Genomic DNA, 22,469 nt, shown 5'->3' with positions numbered 1-22,469 from the left:
CACAGGGTTCAGATTTTGCCGCATACTTCCGAATTGACGCTGGCATCGCACGGTCCAAAAGCACATTTCGACCAGGAGGATATCATGGACCTGACGCTATGCGGTCAATCCGCTTTTTACTATCACCGTATCCCGCCGCAGGTATTAGGGCTTTACCCCGCCATTAGCCTTGGCAATATGGATCGCAGATGTTGCGGCCTCGGAAGTCATGCAGTTGTAAAAGACCTGCTTCATGCACCGCTTCACAGGCTTGTATTCACTCGAGCACAATCCGGGTCGCGAAGCCTGTTTAAATCGCACCTCCTGACCCAAGAGCCGCCTCCCGGGTCGTTTAGGCAAACTGAACATGGATTTGATGTCACGTCGCCCGAGTTTACGCTGCTCAGCCTTGCTACGCAGGTCTCACGCAACCAGTTACTCATGGCTTGCCACGAGATGTGCGGCTCCTTTGCAGTGTTTAAGCCCTGCGAGCGAACGCAACAACAACTCGATGAAGCCATTTCGCTTAAGCTCATTCCACCCAACTGCGGTTGGGAGCGTGTTGTCGACACCAAGGGCAATGACACCAATTTGTGGAAGCGCCCGCCGCTCCTCAGCGCGGCGGATATCGCCGCGTTCGCCAAGCAGGCTGCAGGCCTGCGCGGCGTTAAACAACTGCGCTGGGCGGCCGAGCACATGACGGGGCAGACCGCCTCGCCCTTCGAAGTACAGACCTCCATACTTGTCTCGCTCCCCCGCAACGAGGGCGGCATGGGTATCAACATCGCAAACAACGTGCGCATCCCACTCAGCGACGCCGCGCGCTCACTGTATGACAAAACCTGCTGCTACGCCGATATCCTCATCGAGAGCAACACCGACAGCATGGGCGTCATCCTGGAATGCCAAGGCCGCTCCGCCCACGATGGCGAAGCCGCAAGTCTCTCCGATGCCGAGCGCACCACCGCCCTCACAAGCATGGGCTATGACGTTATCCAGATAACCTATGAGCAAATCAAAGACACGAAGAGCTTTAACAACATCGCCGAACTCATCCATAAAAAGGCAGGGCTCCCCTACATCCCAAAGACCGATCAGGAACGCACCACCGAAGATGCCCTGCGGCGGGAGCTATTGGTCGATTGGGATGAGCTGTTCGCCGTCAAGCCGGCCGGCTAGCAGCTAGCGATCAGGGGGACTGCGGGAACGTCAGAAGAGGCAACGCGAGTCGCAAAGCCCACCTCGGTCAGCTCGATGACCTCGGTAAACGTTGCATCGAAAAACTCCTCAGTTAGCAGGCGATACGGCGGATGATCGGGCTCGCCGGGGTTTTCGCGTACAATCTCGTGCATGACGCCGATGGTCTTGAGCACATACTCCTTATGGATGGGATACTGCCCAAAACGCGTCGCAGCGGTATACAGGCGATCGGTCGCACGCGGGATGGAAACAATGCCCAGCGTCTTGCCAAACCAGTCAAAGTCGCCTTGCTTTTTAATGCGGAACTCCTCGCACGGCTTGCCGCCGTGTGCTTCCAGATACTGGTTCACACGCGTGTTCCATACCGTGTCGGCCACCAGATGCGACCAGACGCCCAGCGTTAAATCGAGCAGTGACTGCGCCACATCTTCGGACGCAAGCGAGAACTCACAGGCGCTGGGACCGGCAACCGGCTCGGCATCCTTGTAGCGCTGGGGATAATGCACCCGATTGAGTCGCTCGCGCTCCTCGGCGATCGAGGTCGCGGCAGCCGGCGTACCAACAGGCGCCCCTTTGAGCAGCGGCGCCACATAGGTATCCCAGAACTCGTGCTCGCGCGGCTTAGGGATAGGCTCGGGCTTTGCAAAGTGCGTAATGCGGTACGGGATGGGATCGGCGATGCCAGGGACCATATAGCCCACGAAGATATCCGGAACCACGCAGCCAAACAAAAAGGCATTGCGGTCGCGCACGCTATTGGCAAGCGCACCGGTGCGCTCCAGCAAACGCTCCGTCTGAGCGATATGAATGTTCCAGCTTGGCATAGCCACCCCCATAAAAACCTGGATAACTATACCATCACGGCAAAGCCGCGCGGGCGGCTACGCACGCTCTACGCAGCAACTAGTCCGTAGCACCGCTTTCGGTCCCATACGACGGCGAAGGCGCCTCGACCACATGGTGATATCGATCGATATAGATTGCACGGGCACCCAGGCGTCGCACCAAATCCTGGTGATGTGTGCTCATCAAGACCGTCTTGCCCGCCGCGACGTAAGCCAGCAAGAAGTTAACCACGATGTCGCATGAATCCTCGTCGAGCCCATTGGTAGGCTCATCGAGCACTAGGATATCGGGGTTCATCGATACGACCGCCGCCAGCGCAACGCGTTTCTTTTGCCCGCCCGAAAGCTGATAGGGCGAGGCATCGACCAGATCGGCAACCTGGAACAGCTCCATGGCATCGCGGACGCAGCGCTCGAGCTCGTCTGTCGGCAGCCCCATCTGCGCGGGACCAAAAGCAACTTCCTCGCCCACCGTGGCACAGAACAGCTGGGCGTCGGCATTCTGGAACACAAAGCCCACGCGCTGATGAAAACGCTGAGCGGCTGCGGAATCCTTGAGATATGCCGCATCGACCACGCGCCCATCGAACAGGTACGCACCCGCGTCCGTAAGCTCAAGGCCGTTAATAAGGCGCATGATCGTCGTCTTGCCACAACCGTTAGGACCAAGCAGGGCAACGAGTTCACCACGATCGACCTGCAGCGAAACGCCGTCGACCACCGTATGCCCCGTATATGAGAACACCACGTTGCGCAGCTCGATGAGCGGCGCGGCCTCGCCGCCCGCACCGTTCGTGCCCGCCGCACTATTCATATCGATCGTCAAAACGTCGCCCTTCCCTATTTGCATCCCCAGCAAGAACCAGCAGCGCCTACAGCACGGCGCACAACACTGCCAGCAGTGCCACGCCGGCCGCATAGACCGCATCGCGCCAGCCAAACCCGGCGCGCGCGGGCGCCGGATACGCACCGGCAAAGCCACGGCAAAGCATAGCCTCGTCCATCGCGTGGCTACATTCCATCGCCTTGATGAACGTCATGCCCATGATACCCGCCAGCGAGTCGGTGCGCGAAAAACCCGCAGGCGCACGACCCACACTGCGCAGCATGACCGATTCGCACAGATCGTGCGCCGTGCGTCCCAGCACTTCGATATGCTTGAGCGTCATATCAAACGTAAAGATGACCTCGTCGGGCAGATGCAACGTCTTGAGCGCCGCCGACATGCGGCTCCAGGTAAGCGTCCATGAAACGCCCAGCACAAGCGACACATTAATGAACGTCTTGAGCGCGATCTTGAGCATGGCGCCCGCGGCAGAAGCGCCCAGCAGCAGGGCAGGCAGCGCCAAAACCACCGCGAGCCCCGCAGCGCCAAGTGCCGGCACAAAGGTTGCCCGCAGCCCGCGTACGGGGCGCACGGCAACGAGCACCAGCGCGATAGCCGCCATCAACATCAGATACAGCGGGCTTTGCGTCAGGCACACGCACAGAACGCAGACGAACATCCCCACCAGGCGCACCGGAGCCGAAACGCAAGAAAGGGCGCGGTCGACCATCGACCCGCCCTCGTGCGCGCCTCCACCCAGGCGAACCCGCTCAAGCAGGCTCGTCAGGTGCAGGACGTTCTTTTGCATCCCGCGATGCCGAGCCCCCGTGGGCTCGTAACGCTGCTCGACCGCAAGCCAACTAGGCAGCTCGGCTATTGCCATGAGCACCGCTTTCCTTGACCGTAAGCGAGACCAGACGGAATGCGATGGTGAGCACCGCCACGCCAATCACGCCGGAAAGGATATACATCGCGGCCTGGCCGGCAAAGCCAAGGCCCTGCTCCTCGGAATAGGCCTGCAGATAATCGCCCGTGGGCAGGGCATCGGCAAAGGTCGGGGTATCGAGGCCGACCGAAGCCTGCAGGCTGTCATCGCCAGCCTCCTGAACGGCGGTCGCGGCGCCCTCGGCGTCCCACTCACCCCAGGCGTCACCCGTGGCCAGCAGGCCCAGCGGCGTAGCTACGACAAGCACGGCGATCAGGATGAGCGTGGGGACCAGCGAGGTCTTCTTGGCAGCAGCGCCCTCGGCAGCAAGCTGGCCATCGGCGGCCTCGGGCCCGACGATAATGCTCGGCGCCGTCTTCTTAATGAAACCGTAGATGGCGGCCGTCGCCACGCCCTCGATCACGCCGGCAACCAGCATATGCGGGATCAACATGGCCGGAATAGCCACGGACAGCGGGAAGGGGCAGTACAGCGGCGCGCCCGAAGCGTTGGTGAAGAGCATCGGCTGAATACCAAACTCGATTGCCGCGCACAGGGCCGCCAGGCACAGGCCGACCCAGCCGCTCACGATGGCAGAAACCGAGGTGCCCCAGCTCTTGTCGTGCAGACGGCTGTTGAGCGCACGGAACACGATAGCAGCGACAAACGGCAGCACAAAGGCCATGTTAAAGCAGTTGGCGCCAAACGACAGAACGCCGCCGTCGCCAAACAGCAGCGCCTGCAGCGCCAGCGCGACCGAGACAGCGATAGCCGCGGCCTCGGGGCCCAGCAGCAGCGCGATGAGTGCGCCGCCGACAGCGTGGCCTGTGGTGCCGCCGGGCAGCGGAACGTTAAACATCATGAGCAAAAAGGAGAACGCAGCGCAAATACCCAGAAAGGCCATATGCTCGCGATCGAGCGTGGCGCGCACTTTCTTGATGCAGTGAACCCATACGGGCACCGTCGCCACCGCCATAACGGCATCGGTCTGCGGGGACAGATAATTATCGGGAATATGCATGAGCCCTCTCAATCAGAACGTTGCGTATTACGTTTCTAACAATCCGTAACACCGACTCTGCATACTAACAAAAAGGCGCCCCGCCCACAACGCAGCACGCCCTTGCAATACGTACGTTATTAACCCAGGCCCACGCACCGCCCAATAAAGGGCCCTTGCACTCCCAACTATCCGGTCACCCGGAAGAAGGTGCGGTCCGCTCGCAACAAGGTTAGCGCAGGAACCCGCCCCCGAGAGGGGTTTTCTAAGGCAACATCCCGCAGCCGCGAAGCGGCGAGGACGTTGCCGTGAAAACCCCGCAGGGGGCGGGTTCCGAACAGCAAAGATTACGAGCGGACCTCGCCGTTTACGCCCTTGCACACCTTGGTGACAATCTTCTGGTGCGCTTTCTCGACCTCTTCGCTGGTAAGCGTGTGGTCGTCGGAGCGATACGTAAGCGCAAAGGCCATGGACTTTTTGCCCGCTCCGATGCGGATGGGATCGCGGTAGACGTCGAACAGGCGCACGCCCTCGAGCAACTTACCGCCGGCGCTCGTAATGCGGCGCTCAAGATCCTCACAGGTCACGGAGTTGTCAACCACAATGGCAAGGTCGTGCTCAACGGCCGGGTACTGCGAGAACTCGCGATAGTTCTCCTGGTTGCGGGCGCCCTTGATCAGCTTGTCCAAGTCGAGCTCAAAGGCAACGACGACCTCATCGATGCCCATCGCCTCGCGCGCCTCGGGGTGAATCTCGCCGACCCAGCCCAGCACGGTTCCGCCGGACAGAACCTCGGCCGCACGACCCGGCTGCAAGAAAGCGTAGCCCTCGCCCTCGACGGGACGGAAGCGAACCTTCTCGATGCGCAGCTGGGCGAGCAGCTCCTCGACAATGCCCTTGCCAAAGAAGAAGCGCAGCTTACGGTACTTCATGTTCCAGGACTGCTCGCTCCACTGGCCCGAGAGCACACCCGCCACGGACTTGGTCTCCTTGGGCAGGCTGGCGTTCTCGCGACCGTGGAACAGGCTGCCGACCTCGTACAGGTGCACGTTGGGCGTACCGTGCGCCTCGTTGTAGGCCACGGACTGCAGCAGGCCCGGCAGCAGCGAACGACGCATCTCGGTCTGCTCGGCCACCAGCGGGTTCATGAGCACCACGGGGCAGCCGCGGCCTTCGGTGGACATGCCAATCTTCTCCAGGTCGCCCGGGGCGGCAAAGCCAAAGGTCGTGGTCTCGTTGAGGCCGCAGGCGCGCAGGATCTCGCCGACCTTGCGGGTGAGCTTCTGCTCGCGGGTCAGGCCGCCGATGTGGTTCTTGGCAGCCGGGATGGTCGCCGTCACACGGCCCATGCCCCATAGGCGCAGGATCTCCTCGATCAGGTCAATCTCGCGCGGCAGGTCGGGACGGAAGCTCGGCGGGGTAACCATAAAGTCCTCGCCGTCGCGCTCGACGGTGCAGCCCAGACGGGTAAGCGAACGCTCGATAAAGTCGGGCTCGATGTCGGCACCGCAGATGGCATGCACGCGGGCCAGGCGCAGCTTGATGCTGTCGATGGTCTTGGGCGCGGGGAAAACATCGACATAGCCGGGAGCAACCTCGCCGCCGGCGATCTCCTCGATGAGCGCGCAGGTAACGTTGGCGACATCCACGCAGCCAGTCTCGTCAACCTGGCGCTCAAAGCGAATGGAGGCGTCGGAGATCAGCGACAGATCGCGGCTGGTGTGCGAGGTGCGACCGGCGTTGAAGCAAGCGCTCTCGACCATCACGTCGACGGTGTCGTCCTCGATCTCGGAATCCATGCCGCCCATAACGCCGGCCAACGCCACGGGGCGCTCGCCGTCGGTGATAAGGCCCATGCCGGCGTCGAGCACGCGCTCTTCGCCATCGAGCGTCGTGAATTTCTCATCCTGCTGGGCGGCGCGAACCACCACGCGACGGTGGCCATCGCGCTCGGCAAAGGTGTCCAGGTCAAAGGCGTGCAGCGGCTGACCGGTGAGCATCATCACGTAGTTGGTGATGTCGACGATGTTGTTGTGCGGACGCACGCCCAGGGCGTTAAGGCGCTTGACCATCCAGTCGGGCGACGGGCCGACCTTCACGTTGCGCACGATGCGGGCGACATAGCGGTCGCACAGGCCCTCGTCGGCAATCTCGACGGAAAGCTCGTCGTCGGTCGCGCGGCCAGTCTCCGCCTTGATGACGGGCAACTCAACGTGGAAATCGCGATCGAAAATGGCGCCGGTCTCGCGGGCCATGCCGATCATGGACAGGCAGTCGGGGCGGTTGGGCGTGATCTCGCAGTCGAGCACAGTATCACTCGAGCCCACATACTCGGCAAACGGCATGCCGCAGGGCGTGTCCTCGGGCAGGATCATGATGCCGGAGTGGTCGCCGCCCAGGCCGAGTTCGCGCGCAGAGCAGTTCATGCCCATGGACACGACGCCGCGAAGCTTGCTCTTCTTGATCTTGACGTCGCCGGGCAGGACAGCGCCAATCATGGCCGTGACGATGTGGTTGCCGGCCTCGAAGTTCTGCGCGCCGCAGACGATCTGCAGCGGAGCGGGGTTACCGTCGGCGTCGAGATTCTTGTCGCCCACATCGACCGAGCACACATACATGTGGTCGCTATCGGGGTGAGGGGTCTTGGTGAGCACCTTGGCGGTCACCACGTGGTCGAAGGATTCTCCCACGGTGTCAATCGCCTCGACCTCGGTGCCGGTACGGATATATTCGTCCGAAAGGGTCTTGGGATCCTCCGGAATATCGATCATGGTCTTGAGCCAGTCGTAAGAAACACGCATTTAGCTCTCCTTTCATACTGAAAGCCTGCGAAGAGATGCAGGTGGAAACTTCAACTTTGTGAACATTCCTTACAAAGCGAGGGTTGTCCAAGTGCGGCAGATCGGCCCGAAAGAGGAGCGCCGCGTACTTTGGTACGCAAGCGACGAATGAGCGCCGAGGTGCCGTGCTTGGGCAAGCCGCAGCCTAGAACTGATTCAAGAAGCGCATATCGCCTGTCATGAGAGTTCTGAGGTCGGGCAGGTCGTAGCGCAGGGCCGCGACGCGCTCGGCGCCAATGCCAAAGGCGAAGCCGGTGTACTTCTCGGGGTCGATGCCGCAGTTGATCAGGACGTTGGGGTCGACCATGCCGCAGCCCAGGATCTCGATCCAACCGCTGTGCTTGCAGAAGTTGCAGCCCTTGCCGCCGCAGACGTGGCAGCTCACGTCCACCTCACAGCTGGGCTCGGTGAAGGGGAAGAAGTGCGGGCGGTAACGCGTCTTGCGATCCTCGCCAAACATGCACTTAACAAAGTAGTCGAGCGTGCCCTTAAGGTCGCCAAAGGTGATGCCCTCGTCAACGACCAGGCCCTCGATCTGGTTGAACTGCGGCAGGTGGCAGGCGTCGGCCGTGTCGGGACGATAGACGGTGCCCGGGCAGATCATGTAGATGGGCGGCTTCTGCGACTCCATAGTGTGGATCTGCACGCCCGAAGTCTGGGTGCGCAGCAGCACGTCGGACTCGCCGTGGGCGTGAGCCTCGGGGTGCGCGACGCTGCCGGGGTTGTTGTCGACCACGTAGAAGGTATCGCGGGCCGAGCGGCTCGGGTGATCCATGGGGGCGTTGAGCGCGGTGAAGTTGTAGTAGGAGGTGTCGACCATGGGGCCGGACTCGACGGTGTAGCCGATGCCGCAGAAGATGTCCTCGGCCTCCTCGATAATCTGCTTGATCAGGTGCTGATGGCCGATCTGCGGACGGATGCCCGGCAGCGTGATGTCGACGGCGTCGTGCTCCAGTGCGCGCTTGAGGGCGGCGGCCTTCATCTCGGTGTTGCGCTCGTCGAGCATGCCCTCAATCAGCTGGCGCATCTCGTTGGCGCGCTTGCCCATCACGGGACGATCCTCGGGGGCGAGCTTGCCCATCATGCGCATCAGGCCGGTGATGCGGCCCTTGCGGCCGAGCAGCTCAACGCGCGCAGCCTCGAGCTTGGCTGCGTCGTCGGCGCCTGCGACGAGCTCCTTGGCCTCTTCCTCGAGTTTGACCAGATCATCAATCAGACTCATGTCTTCCCTTTCGTCTCTCGCGCTCCCCGCTCGCCGGGACGACTGCCGCCGCCTGGCGTTGTGAAAACGCGGCCCGGTTCGGTAACAAAAAACCGCCCTCGGGCATGTACATTGCCCAAGGACGGTTGAATTCCGCGGTACCACCTTGTTTGACGCGGCGGATGTCTAGCCCGCCGTGCCCACTCTGCGCCCCTTATCGCGAGGCTCACGGCTTCCCTACTGGGGACATCGCCGCCGCTGGCCGCGTGCCCGTTGAGGTCGCTGCTCGGGAGTGAACGCTTGGCCCTTGTCACCGCAGGAAGGCTTGCAGCCCATGACCTTCCCTCTCTTGCCGGCGACGCGGCGGGCAAAACCCTCTCCGTCAACGCATTGGGCTACAGGATACCACATTGTGTGGGCGTATCGCCGCGTTCCGTTTTGTTCGTGCTGGGTACAAGGCAGGTAGCTGTGCAAACTGGCCGCGCGCCCACCCGAAGCGCTCGGCTCACGAGATCAAGGATATGGTATGGGAAAGAAACTCGATAAGAAGGCCAAGCCCGCAGCGGGCAAGATGCCCAAAGGCATGAAGGTCGATAAGGCCGTCAAAAAATTCCGTAAGCTCGAGGGCAAGCTGTGGACTCGCGAGTACCTGCTCAAGATTGCCGAGTTTGACGGCGCGACCATTGCCCCCGCCAACGGCGCCGCAGCGCGCGCCGATGCCATGGGCACCCTTGCCGGCGAGCACCATAAGCTCCTGACCAGTGAGAAGTCCGTTGAACTCGTGCGCTCGCTGGCACGCGAGACCGTCGCCGGCGGCAAGATCGACGACCCGCAGCTGCTCGACGAGATCCGCGTGCTCGGCCGCGACCAGCGCGAGGCAAGCGCCATCCCCACCGAGGAGGCCGCGGCCTGGACCAGGCTCACCTGCGAGGCCGACGCCGTGTGGCACAAGGCCAAGACGGCCAATGACTGGGCGAGTTTTGAGCCCTATGTGGATAGAATCGTCGCCCAACTTAAGCATCAGGCCGAGCTCATGGACCCCAAGCGCGACCCATACGACGTTTGGCTCGACCAGTACGAGCGCGGCCTTTCCACCAAGAGCTTCGACGCGTTTTGCGATGAGGTCAAGGCGACGGTCGTGCCGCTCGTGCACGCCATCGGCGAGCGCGGCCAGCAGCCCGCTGCCGACTTTTTGCACGCCCGCGTGCCCGAGGCCGCCCAGCGCGCCATGAGCTTCGACCTTATGAAGCTCGTCGGCCTGGACCTGAACGACACCACGCTTGCCTTTACCGAGCACCCGTTTAGCGAGGGCTTTGCCGTGGGCGACGCGCGCATCGCGACGCACATCTACGAGGACGACTGCATCTCCAACGTCTACAGCATCATCCACGAGGCGGGCCACGCCATGTACGAGCTGGGCGTCAATCCTGCCTATGCGCGCACCTGTCTTGAAGGTGGCACCTCCATGGGCATCCACGAGAGCCAGAGCCGCTTTTTCGAGAACACCGTGGGCCGCAGCCGCGCCTTTATGGGCCCGCTGCTTGAGGTACTGCGCCGCCACGCGCCCGAGGTCTACGGCGACGTTGACGAGGACACGCTCTACCGCGCCGTGAACATCGCGCAGCCATCGTTGATCCGCACCGAGGCCGACGAGCTCACCTACCCGCTGCATATTATGGTGCGCTACCAGATCGAGCGTATGCTGTTTGCCGGCGAGGCCACGGCCAAGGATATCCCCGCGCTTTGGAACCGCTTTATGGACGAATACCTGGGCATTCCCGTTCCTGACGACACGCGCGGCTGTCTGCAGGATACGCACTGGAGCGGCGGCTCGTTTGGCTACTTCCCCACGTATGCGCTGGGTAGCGCCTACGACGCCATGTTTGTGCCGGCCATGTGCCGCGACGGCGTCGACCTTACCGGTGCCTGCGCGAGCGGCGACTTGGCACCCGTCCGTGCCTGGCTGGGCGAGCACATTTGGCAGTGGGGCCGCGCCAAGGACGCGCCGGAACTCATCAAGGGCGCCTGCGGCATGGACTTTGACGCCCGCTACTACTGCAGCTACCTGCAGGACAAGTTCACCACGCTGTACGAGCTGTAAGGATTGACCAGCACGCCATCGCCAACGCCAACCATGTTGACGCCGATGTCTTGGCAACGTCAGCGAAAACGGCCCCAAGCGAGCAAGGTGACGTGAAATGAAAGGGCGCTGACCTTCTGGTCGCGCCCTTGAAATTGAGCGTCAGATTGCCGCTTGGGGCCGTTTGCAGCGTCGAGCAGCTACGCGGTTTGGTAAAACCGCGTAGCTATAAAGCCTCGAGCGCGTTGGCAATGCGCTTCATGGCGGCATCGGCGGATGCTTGGTCGGGCGCCTCGGCCAGCACGCGGATAACCGACTCGGTTCCACTCTTGCGTACGAGCACGCGGCCCTCGCCTGCCAGCGCAGCCTCGGCCTCGGCGATGGCGTTCTGCACGCCCATGTTCTCGAGCGCGGCGTCCTTGTCCGCCACGCGCACGGCCACCTGCGCCTGCGGCAGCAGCTTGCACGGAGCCGTGAGCTGCGAGAGCGTCTCGCGCTCGGCACGAATCACTTCCATCACGCGCAGCGAGGTCATAATGCCGTCGCCCGTGCGCTCGATATCGCCAAAGATCGTATGGCCCGTCTGCTCGCCGCCTAGGCTGTAACCGCCCTCGCGCATCTTGGCATACACGTGACGGTCGCCCACACCGCTGGTCACGGCACTTAGGCCGGCAAGCTCCAACGACTTGATCAGGCCAAAGTTGCTGGCAATCGTCGGAACCACGGTACCGCCCGAAAGGCGACCGTGCTTGTTCAGGTACACGCCGCACACGTACAGGATCTGGTCGCCATCGACCACGCGCCCGCGCTCGTCCACGGCCAGGCAGCGGTCGGCATCGCCGTCATAGGCAAAGCCCACGTCCAGGCCCTGCTCCACCACGTGGCGCTGCAGACGCTCCATATGCGTGGAGCCGCAGTCGACGTTGATGTTAAAACCATCGGGCGCGGCATTGATCACGCGCACGTCGGCGCCCAGCGCGTCGAACACCGGCTTGGCCACCGAGGACGCCGAGCCGTTGGCGCAGTCGATGCCGATCTTGACGCCCTGCAGCGAAAAGTTCGCGCTGGCGATGAGCGAGGCAATGTAGCGGTTGCGGCCCTGCATGTAGTCCACCGTGGCGCCGATGTGGTTGCCCGTGGCCAGCGGCACCTCGCTCTTGCCATCGACGTAGTCCTCGATGAGCTCCAGTACGTCCTCGTCCATCTTAAAACCGTCGCTATTGACGAGCTTAATGCCGTTATCGCAAAACGGGTTGTGGCTCGCGCTGATCATGATGCCGCAATCGAAGCAGCCTTCCACGGTCTGATGCGCTACGCCCGGCGTGGGGATCACGTGCAGCATATAGGCGTCCGCACCGCTCGCGACCAGGCCACTCACCAGCGCCGCCTCGAACATATAGCTCGAGCGACGCGTGTCCTTACCCACGATGACGCGCGCCTTGCGCTCGCGGTTGGCGCCGTAATACCAGCCCACAAAACGGCCAATCCTATAAGCGTGCTCTACCGTCAGCCCAACGTTAGCCTCACCGCGAAAGCCGTCGGTGCCAAAGTACTTCATGCGCTCTCCTTACAAAATAGGGGCGAACAGATTGCCTGTCCGCCCCAAAATGTTACTCGATTATCTGCGCTACCAGAAAAACCCTACGCCGACGCGCTGTCGCGAGCCGCCTGGCATGTAGGAGTCTGACGCAGCGTAAGCGGCTTGTCCCCCGCCTCGGCTGACGTGGTCAGCGTATATGTGATCGTCGTCGTCTCGCCAGCATGCAGGTCAACGGTGCCCGAATAGAAGGGGATTCCATGCCATGTAGCGGCGCCAAGACCAAACTGGGTGCCCTCGACGGTCAGGTCAGTAATGTTGCCGCCCGTCGGGGCAAACAACGAGACATTCAGACGCTCGTCGTCGCGCGCGGCATCAGGCGCGCTCGCCGCGACGTAGTCGGGCAGCTTGCCGGCCTCCTCCTGCGTCATGATGTTCGTCAGGGTAACGGTGATGCGATACGAGCATGTGCCGTCACCGTTCTTGATGCCCTGGCCAATCTGCGTATCGGCATTCAGGTACCAGTCGAGCTTGGAGAAGCTCAGGTTGTTAAAGTAGACACCAGCAACGGGATCTTCACTCGGGTCATCCGGATCGGGCAGCGAGGCGTCGATGTTCATCTCCTTGATAGCGTTCTGCTCGTCATCGTTTTTCATCCACGCGATCAGGCGGCCCTCTTCGGCACCGCGCTCAACGGCGCTGACAAGCTTCGTAACATCGACATCGCCGATACCGCCAAGGATCTTGTCGAAGGCAGCGCTGGCGACGGATGCAAAGATGCCGTCCGACTCCTCGACCGGATAGTTCCAGTACACATCGTGCATGAGGACCTTTGCGGCGTTGGTGCCGTCGACAACCGTTCCGTCGGGCAGCGACACGTTACCGACCAGGCCCAGTAGATACTGCAGGAACACCGGGTCGATACCCACGACGCCGTCAACGTCCTGGCCATATTGAGATTTCCACAGGGCTGCGACACGCTGCGAGTTGCGGGGCCAATCAGGCGAATAGGTATTGCCCGAGTTGTACAGGTTACTGTGGTTGCCGAACAGCGCCTCATCCTCTTCGTCGACGCTCTCGACTGCCTCATCCTCGCTGAGTCCAATGCGGGGGACAAACTCGCCAATCGACATCTGGCCGTCGGTGACCGAAATCAGGCCCTGCGAACCGCCAAAGCCGCCGCAGGCACGAATCTCGACGTTGTTCATGGCGTACACAAGATAGTTGCGCGTCTGGCCGTTGGCGCCGAGCATCTGGGGAAGGACGGGGGCGACCTTCTCCGCCGCGTCAACCGCGCCGTTGAGGGTGGCAAAGCCGTCCTTGGCCTTATCGACCAGCTCGGTCACCTGGGAAATATGAGTATCGCCAATGCCCTGGATCTTCTCGTTGGCGCTCTTGAACACCTTCGAGCTATCGGAGAGCGAATCGGCGACCGCCTGCAGCGCGGACACGTTGATAGTCCCATCCTGGAACAGCTTGCCGGGCGTGGCCTGCGAAAGGTTATCGGCCATGGGAACCAGCGCATTGCTCGAGACATCGGACAGGGCGTCGATCATGGTGCGGGCAGCATTGATGTCGCCGCCATACACCGGGATAAACGAAGCCGCCGTCCACAGCGGGCTCGAAGTCTCCGCCTTCATGCTGTCGCAGAGCTCGTCAATCTTCTTCGCGTCGTCAGGCAGCGTCGAAAAATCGCCCGACGTGACCTTGTCCTTAAGGCCACCGACGATCTCGACAGCCTCCTTCGCTTCGCTCTTTACGGTCTTTGCCGAGTTAAGCAGCATAAAGCCGCTTGCGCCAAGCGCAACGAGAAGCACCGCGACTACAGCGGCAATAATGGCGCCAGTGTGACGCTTTTTGCGCTCGCCCTTGCGATGGCGATGACGGACCAGACCGTCAGAGGTCGAACTCGACGAAGCGTCGCTACCGTAGTTCAAGCCAAAATCGTAATAATCTTCCTTGGAACCCGAGCCCGCAAACTGGGCACCGCCATCATCCAGGCGGGCGAACGTGCCAGTCTCGGAGGCGCCGGTGTAAATCGTGCCAAGGTTACCCGTAAGCCCCGCGCCACCGGCAGAGGGAGTATTGTTGGCGGCCTTGCTGGCATTAACGTCGCCGGCGGTATTCGCGGCGTTGGCAGCGCCTGCGTTGTTCGCAGGTGCCGAAGGAGCCCCGCTCGGCTGCGACGTAGAGGTTGCACCGCCCGCAAAGACATTCCCTCTTGCACGGCCGGTCTTTTTTGCCTTTTGAGACTGCTCGTACAGAGCGGTAAACATCGCCGTCTCGCCCGGGGACACGCGCTTACCGGAACCGCCCTGTCCAGCGCCGCCCGGCGTGCCGGCCTTACCAGCCCCGTTCGGGCGCGGCGGAACTGCAGGACGGCCGCTATCGCTGTCCTTAAAGTGATTACCAGCCATAAAGAAATCCTCGCAATTGAGTCGCAATGAAAAAGTCCATAACGTTACTAGTTTATGGCATTTTGGGCATCGACAGCTAAACTCCAGACACGGACATCAATTGGCGAAAATGTGGCACAACACCTTTTCCGTCTTGGCGCCAGCTACACCGTCAAAAACACCATCGCGATAATCATGGCAAAACCTGCCAGGTCGGTGGGCAAAAACACCGTTCCCAGCATAAGGGCGCTGGTGATGGTGGCCGAAACCGGCTCCATGGTTCCAAGAAGGCTCGCGCGCACCGAGCCAATCTCCTTAACGCCCTGCATGTAGAACATATAGGCGAAGAACGACCCCACCACAATAAATATCGCGAGCGCGCCGACACCCGAGGGGCCGAGCGCCGGCATGTGCGCCCACGGCTGGGTAAAGATACTCATCACGATTCCCGCCGAAAGCATGGCCGAGCCCGTGACGACCGAGCTGCCGTATTTGTTGAGGATTCCGGCAGGGATGATTGCTATGCAGGCACCGCCCACTGCGCACAAAAGGCCCGCGAGCAGGCCCATTGGCGAGATACTGAGCGTACTAGGGTCGCCGCCCGTGGCAATTAAAAACGTTCCGCCCAAGGCGAGCAAAATGCCAAGCGCCTCGCGCGTGCGCGGCAGTCGATGCGCGGTGACGCAGGCATACCCCATGACTACCACCAGCTGCAGACACTGAAAGACGGTCGCGGTGCCCGCGTTGGTCAGACGCACGGCTGACAGATAGCAAAGCTGGTTGAACAGCAGGCCAAAGATCGTAAATAGGATGAGCTGCTTGCGATCGGCAGGGGTGGTCCACAGCCTGACCAGGCGGTCGCGATCTTTTCTGAGCACGACGAACATAAAGAGCAGGCCAGCGATAACTTGGCGCACGCTCATCAGCCAAAATGTCTCGATATGGCACACGTCAAAGAGGTAGCTGGCACTGGTGCCAGAAAAACCCCAAAACGTACCGCCGGCAAACGCGGCGAGCGTGCCCAGGGCCATCTTGCGCGCCTGGGCGTCGTTGAGGCGGTCGCGCCATGCGCGGCGGGTGCTGCGGCTCAGCTCGTCAGTCCCCTCGGGCACGATAAAATCAGACGCCGCCGTCATCGGTACCGAAGCCCTTTCACGTGCACACTGCGCCGAGCGCTTCTGTTCCATCCCACTCCCCCGAAATCAATTGGCAATAAAGCGTCCAAACTGTAGCACGAATATTGGTATGAAATAGCAGATGATGCGGAGCATCTGCGAGCGTCCAAATTGCAGGGACGAAAGGCACCGATGAGCTATGCCGAGCGGTTGGAATCGCCTGGGGCGCCGGGATCGGCTTCCGCACTTTCATCGGTATGGCCACCGTCGGCATCGCCCTCGTCACCGGCGTCGCCCTGCTCCTCCTGCTCGCGGCGGCGCTTTTCGCGAATCTGCTCCACAGCCGCGCGCAGGGCAGCCTCGTCTTCAGCGCGCGCCACCTCTTGCGTGGTCTTGACCATATGGCGAATTTCGAGCACCAGCAGCACGATCAGCGGCACCACGATGAGCGGAAAGAACAGCAGCGGATTGGTGAGCAGCGACACCACAACGCCCAGGCCTGCCGAGACAAAGACCACGCGGCCCACCACGTCGGCGGCGGGCACGGGCGCGGCATCCTCGACCGGATTGGCATCGCCCTTGGTGCGGTAGATCGGGGCGCCGTCGGCGGCGGCCTCCACGGCAACGATGCGGTGCGTGTTGAGCGAACCCTCCAGCGCGTCATCGGACGAATGGAAGGTGATGATGTCGCCCACCTGATAGGCCTGGCCGTCGCCGGTATCAACGACGATAAACGAGTGCACGGGAATCGCCGGCTCCATCGAACCGGTCAGCGTGCGCATAAAGCCATAGCCCATGATGGTGGGGATCTCGCCGGCGGGCGTGAACACCGTGCGCAGCAACACCACAAAGGCGACCAGGATCACCACGGTCGCCAGCACGTTGATCACGCGGAGCACGTGCTTCATCACTTGTCGTCGTCCTTTGCGGAAGTCTCGGGGTCGGCAGCGACCTCGCCCTCGGTGGCATCCGCCGCAGAAGCGCCATCCTCGTCAGGCGCGGCGACCACGCCCTCGCCAGCCTCGCCGCGCAAGCGGGCCAGCAGATAGCGCGACAGGCTGTTGCCCTCGGCACGGCGCTCGGCACGCTCACGGTTGCGCTCGGCCCGCTCCAGCTCTTGCGCCAGCGCGTCCAGGCGCTGCTGCATCTCCGCGCGAGCAGCTTCGACCTCGCGCTCGCAAGCGGCACGGACGGCGGCGACTTCCTGCTCGATGCGCTCCCCTGCCGCAAGCTCGGCTGCGGCGGCACGCGCGTCGGCGTCGGCACGAGCCTCCTCGGCGGCACGCACGGCGGCATCGCGCTCGGCAGCGGCTGCGGCGACCTTCTCGCTGGCGTCCACCGTAGCCTGCTCGACGGCAGAATCGGCGGCCGCACGCGCGGCGTCGATCGCGGCATCGGCTGCCTGCTGAGCAGCGGAAACCTTCTCCTCGGCCGCGGCAACGGTGTCGGCGAGCTTCTGCTCCGCCTCGGCCGCGGCGACGTCGGCAGTCTCCTGCGCGGCACGGGCATCGCGCTCGGCCGCCAGCCGCACTTCCTCGATCTGCAGCTTGGCGGCGTCCAGCTTGGCATGCACCTCGGCGAGCTCCTTGGCAGACGCCTCGCGCACACCGGCAAGCTCGGCTGCGGCGGCGTCCTTGGCGGCCTGCAGCTCGGCGGCCTCGGCGGCCGTCTTGGCGGCCAGGGCTGCGGCGGACTCGCTCTTGACCCGCGCGACTTGCTCGGCAGCAGCCTGCTCGGCAGCCGCGACCCTAGCATCTGCGTCGGCGCGGGCGACTGAGACCTCGGCATCGGCCTCGGCGCGCATCCGCTCAAGCTGCGCCGCCGCGGTCGAGCGTGCCTCAACGGCAGCATCCTCGGCAGCCTTCTTGCCGGCCTCGACATCCTCCAGCGAGCCACGCAGCTCCTCGGCATCGGCCTCGGCAATCTGTGCGCGCTGCGTCAACGCCAGCTCACGCGTCTTTGCCTCGTCCAGCTCGTCGGCCAGGTCGTCGCGCTCGTCGGTCAGCGCGTGTGTCTGCACCTTCCAGGACTTCAGCTGCCCCTGCAGCTCCTCAATCTGCTCGCGAGCCTCGGCCAGCGCCTGCTCGGCGTCGAGCTGGGCCTGCGTGACCTCCTCCACAAACACGCGCCGGACCTCAACATCGGGCAGATCAGGACTATCGACCTGCTCTTCCTTAATCTCCTTAATAAACTTGGGCGCCACCGGCGCGTGTTGCACGCTCTCAAGCTCCTGCAGGTTGCGCTCGTCATCGGTCAGGCTCTTAAAGACGGTGTAGTTGTTGATGAGGTTGGTGTACATCTGCACCATGTACTCGTCATCGAACGCCAGCGCCTGCTGCTGCACGTCGATGTTGTATCCCACCTTGTCGTAGCGCTCCATAAACTGCCACAGCTGGTAGCACTTGCGGTAGTTGGGGTCCTTCATGATGAGGTTGGTGCGCTGAATGGGGCTGCGGACCGCGCTGCAGCCGTTCATGATCTGGCAGAACGACGCACCGCGCAGCGCCATGACCAGGCGGCGCACGCGGTCGATGCGCATAAAGACGTCCATGTTGTCGGCATCGTTCTCGGCAAAGCTCTGGTGGTTCTTGACCGTCATCTCGACGTTGTACTCGATCTCTTCGTACGCATCGTCGATCTTGCTGTGCATCTTAAAGCGGTTGCGGATCTCGTTGCCCGTCGACCAAAAGATCACGTCGGTGCGCTTGTCCACAAACGTCAGCAGGCGCTGAATCAGGTGGTAGATAAAGCGGTTCTCGTACAGGTCGTACGTCTCAACGGTATTGACGTTGAGGATGCGCGTTGGATGGACGCCGCCGTCCTCGCTCGGCGCCAGGAACTGCGTGTTCTGGCTCAGATGACGGACGCTGTCGGCGCTGATCTTTTTAGCGCGCGAGACCGGCACCACCTCTTCCTCGGTGGTGATAAAGCGGCGCGGCTTTTCAATGATGGTGTTGATGGCGTCGAGCGAGTCCTCGATCATGCTGATCCACTCCTCGTCCACCACCTTGACGAGCTCCTCGCGCTGCTGCTCGATCGTGGTGCCCGAGGCCTGCGCCATCTCAAACAGATAGCGGAAGTAGCGGCTGTCCTCCTGGATAGGCTCCATCTGCTCGGAGAAGCTGGTATAGAGGTCCTGAATGGTCTCGGACATGGGTTACTCCATAGGTTGGATCGATCGGAAAGGGGCGGGGCGACATCACGCCGCCCCGCACTTACGCCATTAGTAGAAGTTCTGGATCCGCTGCAGGTACATGACGGAATCGGGCAGGCCGCCCTCGCCAAAGGTCTTCTCGATATACTCGATCAGGCCCTTCATCTCGTCGCGCACAAAGCTCACGTTCATGGACTCAAACTTCTTAAGCACCTTGCGGGCGATGATGTAGTCCATGCCGCCCAGCTCGGTGCCGCCGCACGCCACGTACACGGGGATAAAGTCGTACATCTGCTTGATGATACGGTTGCCAAAGGCCAGCTTAAAGCGGGTCTGCAGGTACTGGTCCAGCTTGTGCATCTTCTGGAGCAGCTCGTTGTCGATCACGTACTCGACCTTGGCCTTTTGGAACAGATACTGCAGGTGGTCGGCCGTCACGTGCACGCGCTCGTGCGGCTCGCACTCAAACGCGTCGGCACGCTCGTTGAGCTCGATGGGGATCGCGCGGTCGTACACCTTGTCCGTGATGGTAAAGGTGGAGTCGTCGTTGTTGGCGGTGCCGATAAACCATAGGCTATCGGGGATGGTGAGCTTGCCGTCGTGCAGGCCCTTGGGGTCGGCGGCCCACTGGGTGGGCACCAGATCGAGCACCCACTCGTCGTGGCTGGGCATCTCGAGCACCGACAGGATCTCGGCAAAGTAGTACTCCACGCGGGCGAGGTTCATCTCGTCGAGCACGATCATGGACGGGTCCTGGCGAAGGCCCGCCTCGTACACGGCGCGGAGGAACTCGGTCTCGTTAAAGCGCTTGGAGAACTCGTTAAAGTAGCCGAGCACCTCGGTGCGGTCGCGGAAGCTCGGCTGCACCGACACGATGGTCGCGGGGTTGTCCAGGTAGCGGCTAAAGCTGTAGGGCAGCGAGGTCTTACCGGTACCCGAGATGCCTTCCAGGATCAGCAGTTTGGAGGCGGCCATGCCGGCCACAAAGCGGCGGATGATCTCGGGCGTGTAGTAGAGCTTCATCTGGCTGCAGGCGAACGCGCGGAAGCTGTCGACAAAGTCCTCCAGCGAGATGGCATCGTCGTAAACCGGCGATTCCCAGTCGCGGTACTTAAGGTCCACAAGGGACAGCTTGGGGAAGCGGTTGGCCTGGGCGATCTCTTTTTCCTCGGCAAGGGTCTTGGCCTCGACGGTGGCCTTGGCCATGGCGGCCGCGGCGTCCTTGACGCCCTCGCCATCGAGCGCGAGCGACGCGTTGCCCGACATGACGGCCGTCACCGCAGCGCCCTCGCCAGCAGCCGCACCGGCGCCCGCAGCGGCGCCCACCACGTTGCCCACCGTGGGCAGGTGGTCGTCGGCCAGGGCCGAGGCACCCACGTACGGAATCTGCTTGGTGCCGCCCATGGCGTTGACCTTGAGCGCCAGCAGCTTGTTCTTCTCGTCCATCAGGTCGAGCACCTGCTTGTTCAGGCGACCGATCTCGCGATAGAGCGCCTTGTTGGACGTGTCGTCGCGATGCAGGCGGCGGTTGATACGGTAACGGTGAACCAGGATGGCCACGATCAGCACGGGGACCGCAATGAGCATGGCAAACAGAATGACCGCACCGATCTTGCCCACCAGGTCAAACGTGGTGAAGTAGGTCATAAAGATGTTGAAGTACTCAACCCAGCCAAACACCAGCAGGTTAAGGATAGAGCTCACGACGGCAACGACGTTGTAGACGACCTTTGCCAGCAGCTCCCAGGCAAATCCCAGAAACTCACTCACCGTCGGTACCCTCCTGCTTGGTCGCGTTCATCGCCGCCTCGGCCTCGGCCTTCAGACGACGGGCTTCCTCGAGCTTGGCCTCGGCCTGGGCAAGCTGCTCGGCGGCGTTATCGGCGGTGACGGTGGCAGTGTCACCCTTGCCCTCGGCGTCCACGATGGCAGCCGCGGCGGCCAGGCGGTCCTCCTCGGCCATGGCGCGCTTAAGGTTCATGCCCACCACGATGAGGTGATACACCTGGTAGATAAAGAACAGCAGCATGGGCAGGACAATCACGATGAGGAAGCCCATGGAGCTGGACAGGAAGTCCATGACCTTGCCCATCTGCGGCAACGCGAACAGGTACTTACCAACGATGTCTCCGTCGCTGATGATGTGCGTATCGGCCACGTCGTTGTTATCGCCCTTGGTGGTAAAGCTGCGCATGCCGTTGACCTCGTCGATGGCGGCGATGCGGTGCGTGTTGAGCGCGTACTCGTTGTCGATGATGGTGTGGAACGTCACGATGTCGCCCACCTCGAGCTTGGAGGTGTCGCACTTTTGGATGATGATGAGGTCGCCCTTGTTAAACGTGGGCGCCATGGAGTCGGACTGCACGGCGAGCGGGGTAAAGCCGGCGATGTCGGAGACGCTGCCGTCCTCGCGCGTGGCGAGCGTGGTAAACGCATACAGGGCCGCCACCAGGATGATGATCCACATGACGACGCTCAGTGCGATGGATGCGACTTTTTTAACAGATTGCATGATGTCCCTTACTACCGTGTCTGACTAGGTCGTGCGCGGCCCGGTGGCCGCCGTGCGTATCTACTGTTCCTCGATGCCCTCAAAGCGCATCGAAACCGAATAGTTAGCTCCCTTTAGCATATTAGTGCAATTTGGGTCCGTTCCCTCGAGCCATATGCGAACGGTTACCGGCTTATCCGTATCTTTTATCAGGTCGAACATATCGCTGGCCGCGGTGGCCGTGCCCGAGTCGAGCCCAAAGACGGTGGCCGCGCCGGATGAGCCCCCGCCCCCGTTGGGGTTGTAGACCCAGGTGTGGCCGTCGGCAGTAAAGCTCATGCGCATGGCGCTGGCCATGCCCTGCGTATCGGAGCTAAACCGCGTGCCGGACACGCCGCCGTCGCCATCCTGCCCGGTCAGGCGCACACGCAGGTCCGTGCTACTCATAAAGTGCAGCGTAAACTCCAGGTAGGCGCCGGTGGCAGGGTCGGCGGTGGAGCCGTCTTCGAAGGTGAAGGTCTGGTAGTCGCTCGTAGTGACGGGTTTGAGCTTGGATGCGTCGATGTCCACGCCCTTTTCGCTGGCGATGCGTGCCGAGATCTGGTCGAAGCCCAGGCTGTGGACGTACTCTTCGAAGGTGGCGTGCTCGTCCAGGTCAAAGCGCAGCGAACCGTCGGCGTTGGCGTCGATCATGAGCATGCGGGTCTTGGCGCTATCGGCGATGGAAAACCAGGCAAACGTTGCCATGGCTATTGCCACCAGGGCAAACAGCACCAGCACCACGGTGGTGGTGAGCTTGCGGCGCAGGTCGGTGTCGGCGGGGGCGTTGGGCTTACCGGTGGCGGACGCACAGTTGGCGGCGGGTTGCTTACGCGTCATG

At 62.2% G+C, this 22,469-nt stretch carries 16 protein-coding genes; 2 read left to right on the top strand and 14 right to left on the bottom strand.

Translation table 11 applies throughout. The annotated features are described in order from the left end of the window. The first annotated feature begins 84 nt into the window (after window positions 1–84). On the top strand, window positions 85–1,158 hold the full coding sequence (locus DW180_RS08195) for a hypothetical protein (protein WP_147336400.1): 1,074 nt from the start codon (window positions 85–87) through the stop codon (window positions 1,156–1,158). Here DW180_RS08195 and DW180_RS08190 read toward each other — a convergent pair. The 6 genes from DW180_RS08190 to pheS all read right to left on the bottom strand — a co-directional run bounded on the left by DW180_RS08190 (window position 1,155) and on the right by pheS (window position 8,837). Next, a complete protein-coding gene (locus tag DW180_RS08190) occupies window positions 1,155–2,003 on the bottom strand; it encodes a hypothetical protein (RefSeq protein ID WP_117776655.1) in 849 nt (282 codons plus the stop codon). The genes DW180_RS08195 and DW180_RS08190 overlap by 4 nt on opposite strands. A gap of 79 nt (window positions 2,004–2,082) precedes the next feature. Further along, window positions 2,083–2,850 carry an energy-coupling factor ABC transporter ATP-binding protein gene (locus DW180_RS08185; protein WP_233545230.1) on the bottom strand — a complete coding sequence of 256 codons (768 nt, stop codon included), beginning with the start codon at window positions 2,848–2,850 and terminating at the stop codon, window positions 2,083–2,085. Between the two features lie 46 nt (window positions 2,851–2,896). Further along, window positions 2,897–3,733 (bottom strand): energy-coupling factor transporter transmembrane protein EcfT, encoded by an 837-nt coding sequence (locus DW180_RS08180; protein WP_118238369.1) that lies wholly within the window; start codon window positions 3,731–3,733, stop codon window positions 2,897–2,899. After that, on the bottom strand, window positions 3,711–4,796 hold the full coding sequence (cbiM, locus tag DW180_RS08175) for a cobalt transporter CbiM (RefSeq protein WP_118238368.1): 1,086 nt from the start codon (window positions 4,794–4,796) through the stop codon (window positions 3,711–3,713). The genes DW180_RS08180 and cbiM overlap by 23 nt, the downstream gene beginning before the upstream one ends. 326 nt (window positions 4,797–5,122) lie before the next feature. After that, entirely contained in the window at window positions 5,123–7,576 is a 2,454-nt protein-coding gene (gene pheT, locus DW180_RS08170; protein WP_118238367.1) for a phenylalanine--tRNA ligase subunit beta, read from the bottom strand. A 184-nt stretch (window positions 7,577–7,760) separates the two neighbouring features. After that, window positions 7,761–8,837: a phenylalanine--tRNA ligase subunit alpha gene (gene pheS, locus DW180_RS08165; protein WP_055250566.1), complete on the bottom strand. Its 1,077-nt coding sequence runs from the start codon at window positions 8,835–8,837 to the stop codon at window positions 7,761–7,763. A 505-nt stretch (window positions 8,838–9,342) separates the two neighbouring features. Between pheS and DW180_RS08160 the strand changes: the two genes are divergently transcribed. Beyond that, complete coding sequence (locus tag DW180_RS08160; protein WP_118238366.1) at window positions 9,343–10,917, top strand: carboxypeptidase M32; 1,575 nt, start codon at window positions 9,343–9,345, stop codon at window positions 10,915–10,917. Between the two features lie 205 nt (window positions 10,918–11,122). Here the strand turns inward: DW180_RS08160 and glmM are convergent, their stop codons facing one another. The 8 genes from glmM to DW180_RS08120 form a co-directional block, all read right to left on the bottom strand. Beyond that, on the bottom strand, window positions 11,123–12,454 hold the full coding sequence (gene glmM / locus DW180_RS08155; RefSeq protein WP_118238365.1) for a phosphoglucosamine mutase: 1,332 nt from the start codon (window positions 12,452–12,454) through the stop codon (window positions 11,123–11,125). Window positions 12,455–12,537: 83 nt separating this feature from the next. Next, a complete protein-coding gene (locus DW180_RS08150; protein ID WP_118238364.1) occupies window positions 12,538–14,850 on the bottom strand; it encodes a DUF4012 domain-containing protein in 2,313 nt (770 codons plus the stop codon). A gap of 143 nt (window positions 14,851–14,993) precedes the next feature. Further along, a complete protein-coding gene (locus DW180_RS08145) occupies window positions 14,994–15,965 on the bottom strand; it encodes a DMT family transporter (RefSeq protein ID WP_118238363.1) in 972 nt (323 codons plus the stop codon). Between the two features lie 176 nt (window positions 15,966–16,141). Continuing rightward, window positions 16,142–16,852 carry a signal peptidase I gene (locus DW180_RS08140; RefSeq protein WP_117776663.1) on the bottom strand — a complete coding sequence of 237 codons (711 nt, stop codon included), beginning with the start codon at window positions 16,850–16,852 and terminating at the stop codon, window positions 16,142–16,144. Then, on the bottom strand, window positions 16,852–19,098 hold the full coding sequence (locus DW180_RS08135) for a DUF2357 domain-containing protein (protein ID WP_118238362.1): 2,247 nt from the start codon (window positions 19,096–19,098) through the stop codon (window positions 16,852–16,854). The genes DW180_RS08140 and DW180_RS08135 overlap by 1 nt, the downstream gene beginning before the upstream one ends. A 69-nt stretch (window positions 19,099–19,167) precedes the next feature. After that, window positions 19,168–20,868, bottom strand: a complete 1,701-nt coding sequence (locus DW180_RS08130) for a hypothetical protein (RefSeq protein WP_118238361.1) — start codon at window positions 20,866–20,868, stop codon at window positions 19,168–19,170. Then, complete coding sequence (locus DW180_RS08125) at window positions 20,861–21,610, bottom strand: signal peptidase I (RefSeq protein ID WP_118238360.1); 750 nt, start codon at window positions 21,608–21,610, stop codon at window positions 20,861–20,863. Before DW180_RS08125 ends, DW180_RS08130 begins: the two co-directional genes overlap by 8 nt. 60 nt (window positions 21,611–21,670) lie before the next feature. After that, window positions 21,671–22,468 carry a hypothetical protein gene (locus tag DW180_RS08120; RefSeq protein ID WP_118238359.1) on the bottom strand — a complete coding sequence of 266 codons (798 nt, stop codon included), beginning with the start codon at window positions 22,466–22,468 and terminating at the stop codon, window positions 21,671–21,673. Window position 22,469 lies beyond the last annotated feature (1 nt).

The organism is Collinsella sp. AM16-21, from assembly GCF_003471905.1.
Lineage (GTDB): Bacteria > Actinomycetota > Coriobacteriia > Coriobacteriales > Coriobacteriaceae > Collinsella.
The sequence above is the reverse complement of the archived record's forward strand: the minus strand, read 5'-3'. Positions and strand labels throughout refer to the sequence as shown.

What these genes read in the sequence shown, in the direction of transcription:
- DW180_RS08195 (WP_147336400.1), top strand. Translation starts at nt 85, where the DNA reads ATGGACCTGACGCTATGCGGTCAATCCGCTTTTTACTATCACCGTATC.
- DW180_RS08190 (WP_117776655.1), bottom strand. Translation starts at nt 2,003, where the DNA reads ATGCCAAGCTGGAACATTCATATCGCTCAGACGGAGCGTTTGCTGGAG.
- DW180_RS08180 (WP_118238369.1), bottom strand. Translation starts at nt 3,733, where the DNA reads ATGGCAATAGCCGAGCTGCCTAGTTGGCTTGCGGTCGAGCAGCGTTAC.
- cbiM (WP_118238368.1), bottom strand. Translation starts at nt 4,796, where the DNA reads ATGCATATTCCCGATAATTATCTGTCCCCGCAGACCGATGCCGTTATG.
- pheT (WP_118238367.1), bottom strand. Translation starts at nt 7,576, where the DNA reads ATGCGTGTTTCTTACGACTGGCTCAAGACCATGATCGATATTCCGGAG.
- pheS (WP_055250566.1), bottom strand. Translation starts at nt 8,837, where the DNA reads ATGAGTCTGATTGATGATCTGGTCAAACTCGAGGAAGAGGCCAAGGAG.
- DW180_RS08160 (WP_118238366.1), top strand. Translation starts at nt 9,343, where the DNA reads ATGGGAAAGAAACTCGATAAGAAGGCCAAGCCCGCAGCGGGCAAGATG.
- glmM (WP_118238365.1), bottom strand. Translation starts at nt 12,454, where the DNA reads ATGAAGTACTTTGGCACCGACGGCTTTCGCGGTGAGGCTAACGTTGGG.
- DW180_RS08150 (WP_118238364.1), bottom strand. Translation starts at nt 14,850, where the DNA reads ATGGCTGGTAATCACTTTAAGGACAGCGATAGCGGCCGTCCTGCAGTT.
- DW180_RS08145 (WP_118238363.1), bottom strand. Translation starts at nt 15,965, where the DNA reads ATGACGGCGGCGTCTGATTTTATCGTGCCCGAGGGGACTGACGAGCTG.
- DW180_RS08140 (WP_117776663.1), bottom strand. Translation starts at nt 16,852, where the DNA reads ATGAAGCACGTGCTCCGCGTGATCAACGTGCTGGCGACCGTGGTGATC.
- DW180_RS08135 (WP_118238362.1), bottom strand. Translation starts at nt 19,098, where the DNA reads ATGTCCGAGACCATTCAGGACCTCTATACCAGCTTCTCCGAGCAGATG.
- DW180_RS08125 (WP_118238360.1), bottom strand. Translation starts at nt 21,610, where the DNA reads ATGCAATCTGTTAAAAAAGTCGCATCCATCGCACTGAGCGTCGTCATG.
- DW180_RS08120 (WP_118238359.1), bottom strand. Translation starts at nt 22,468, where the DNA reads ATGACGCGTAAGCAACCCGCCGCCAACTGTGCGTCCGCCACCGGTAAG.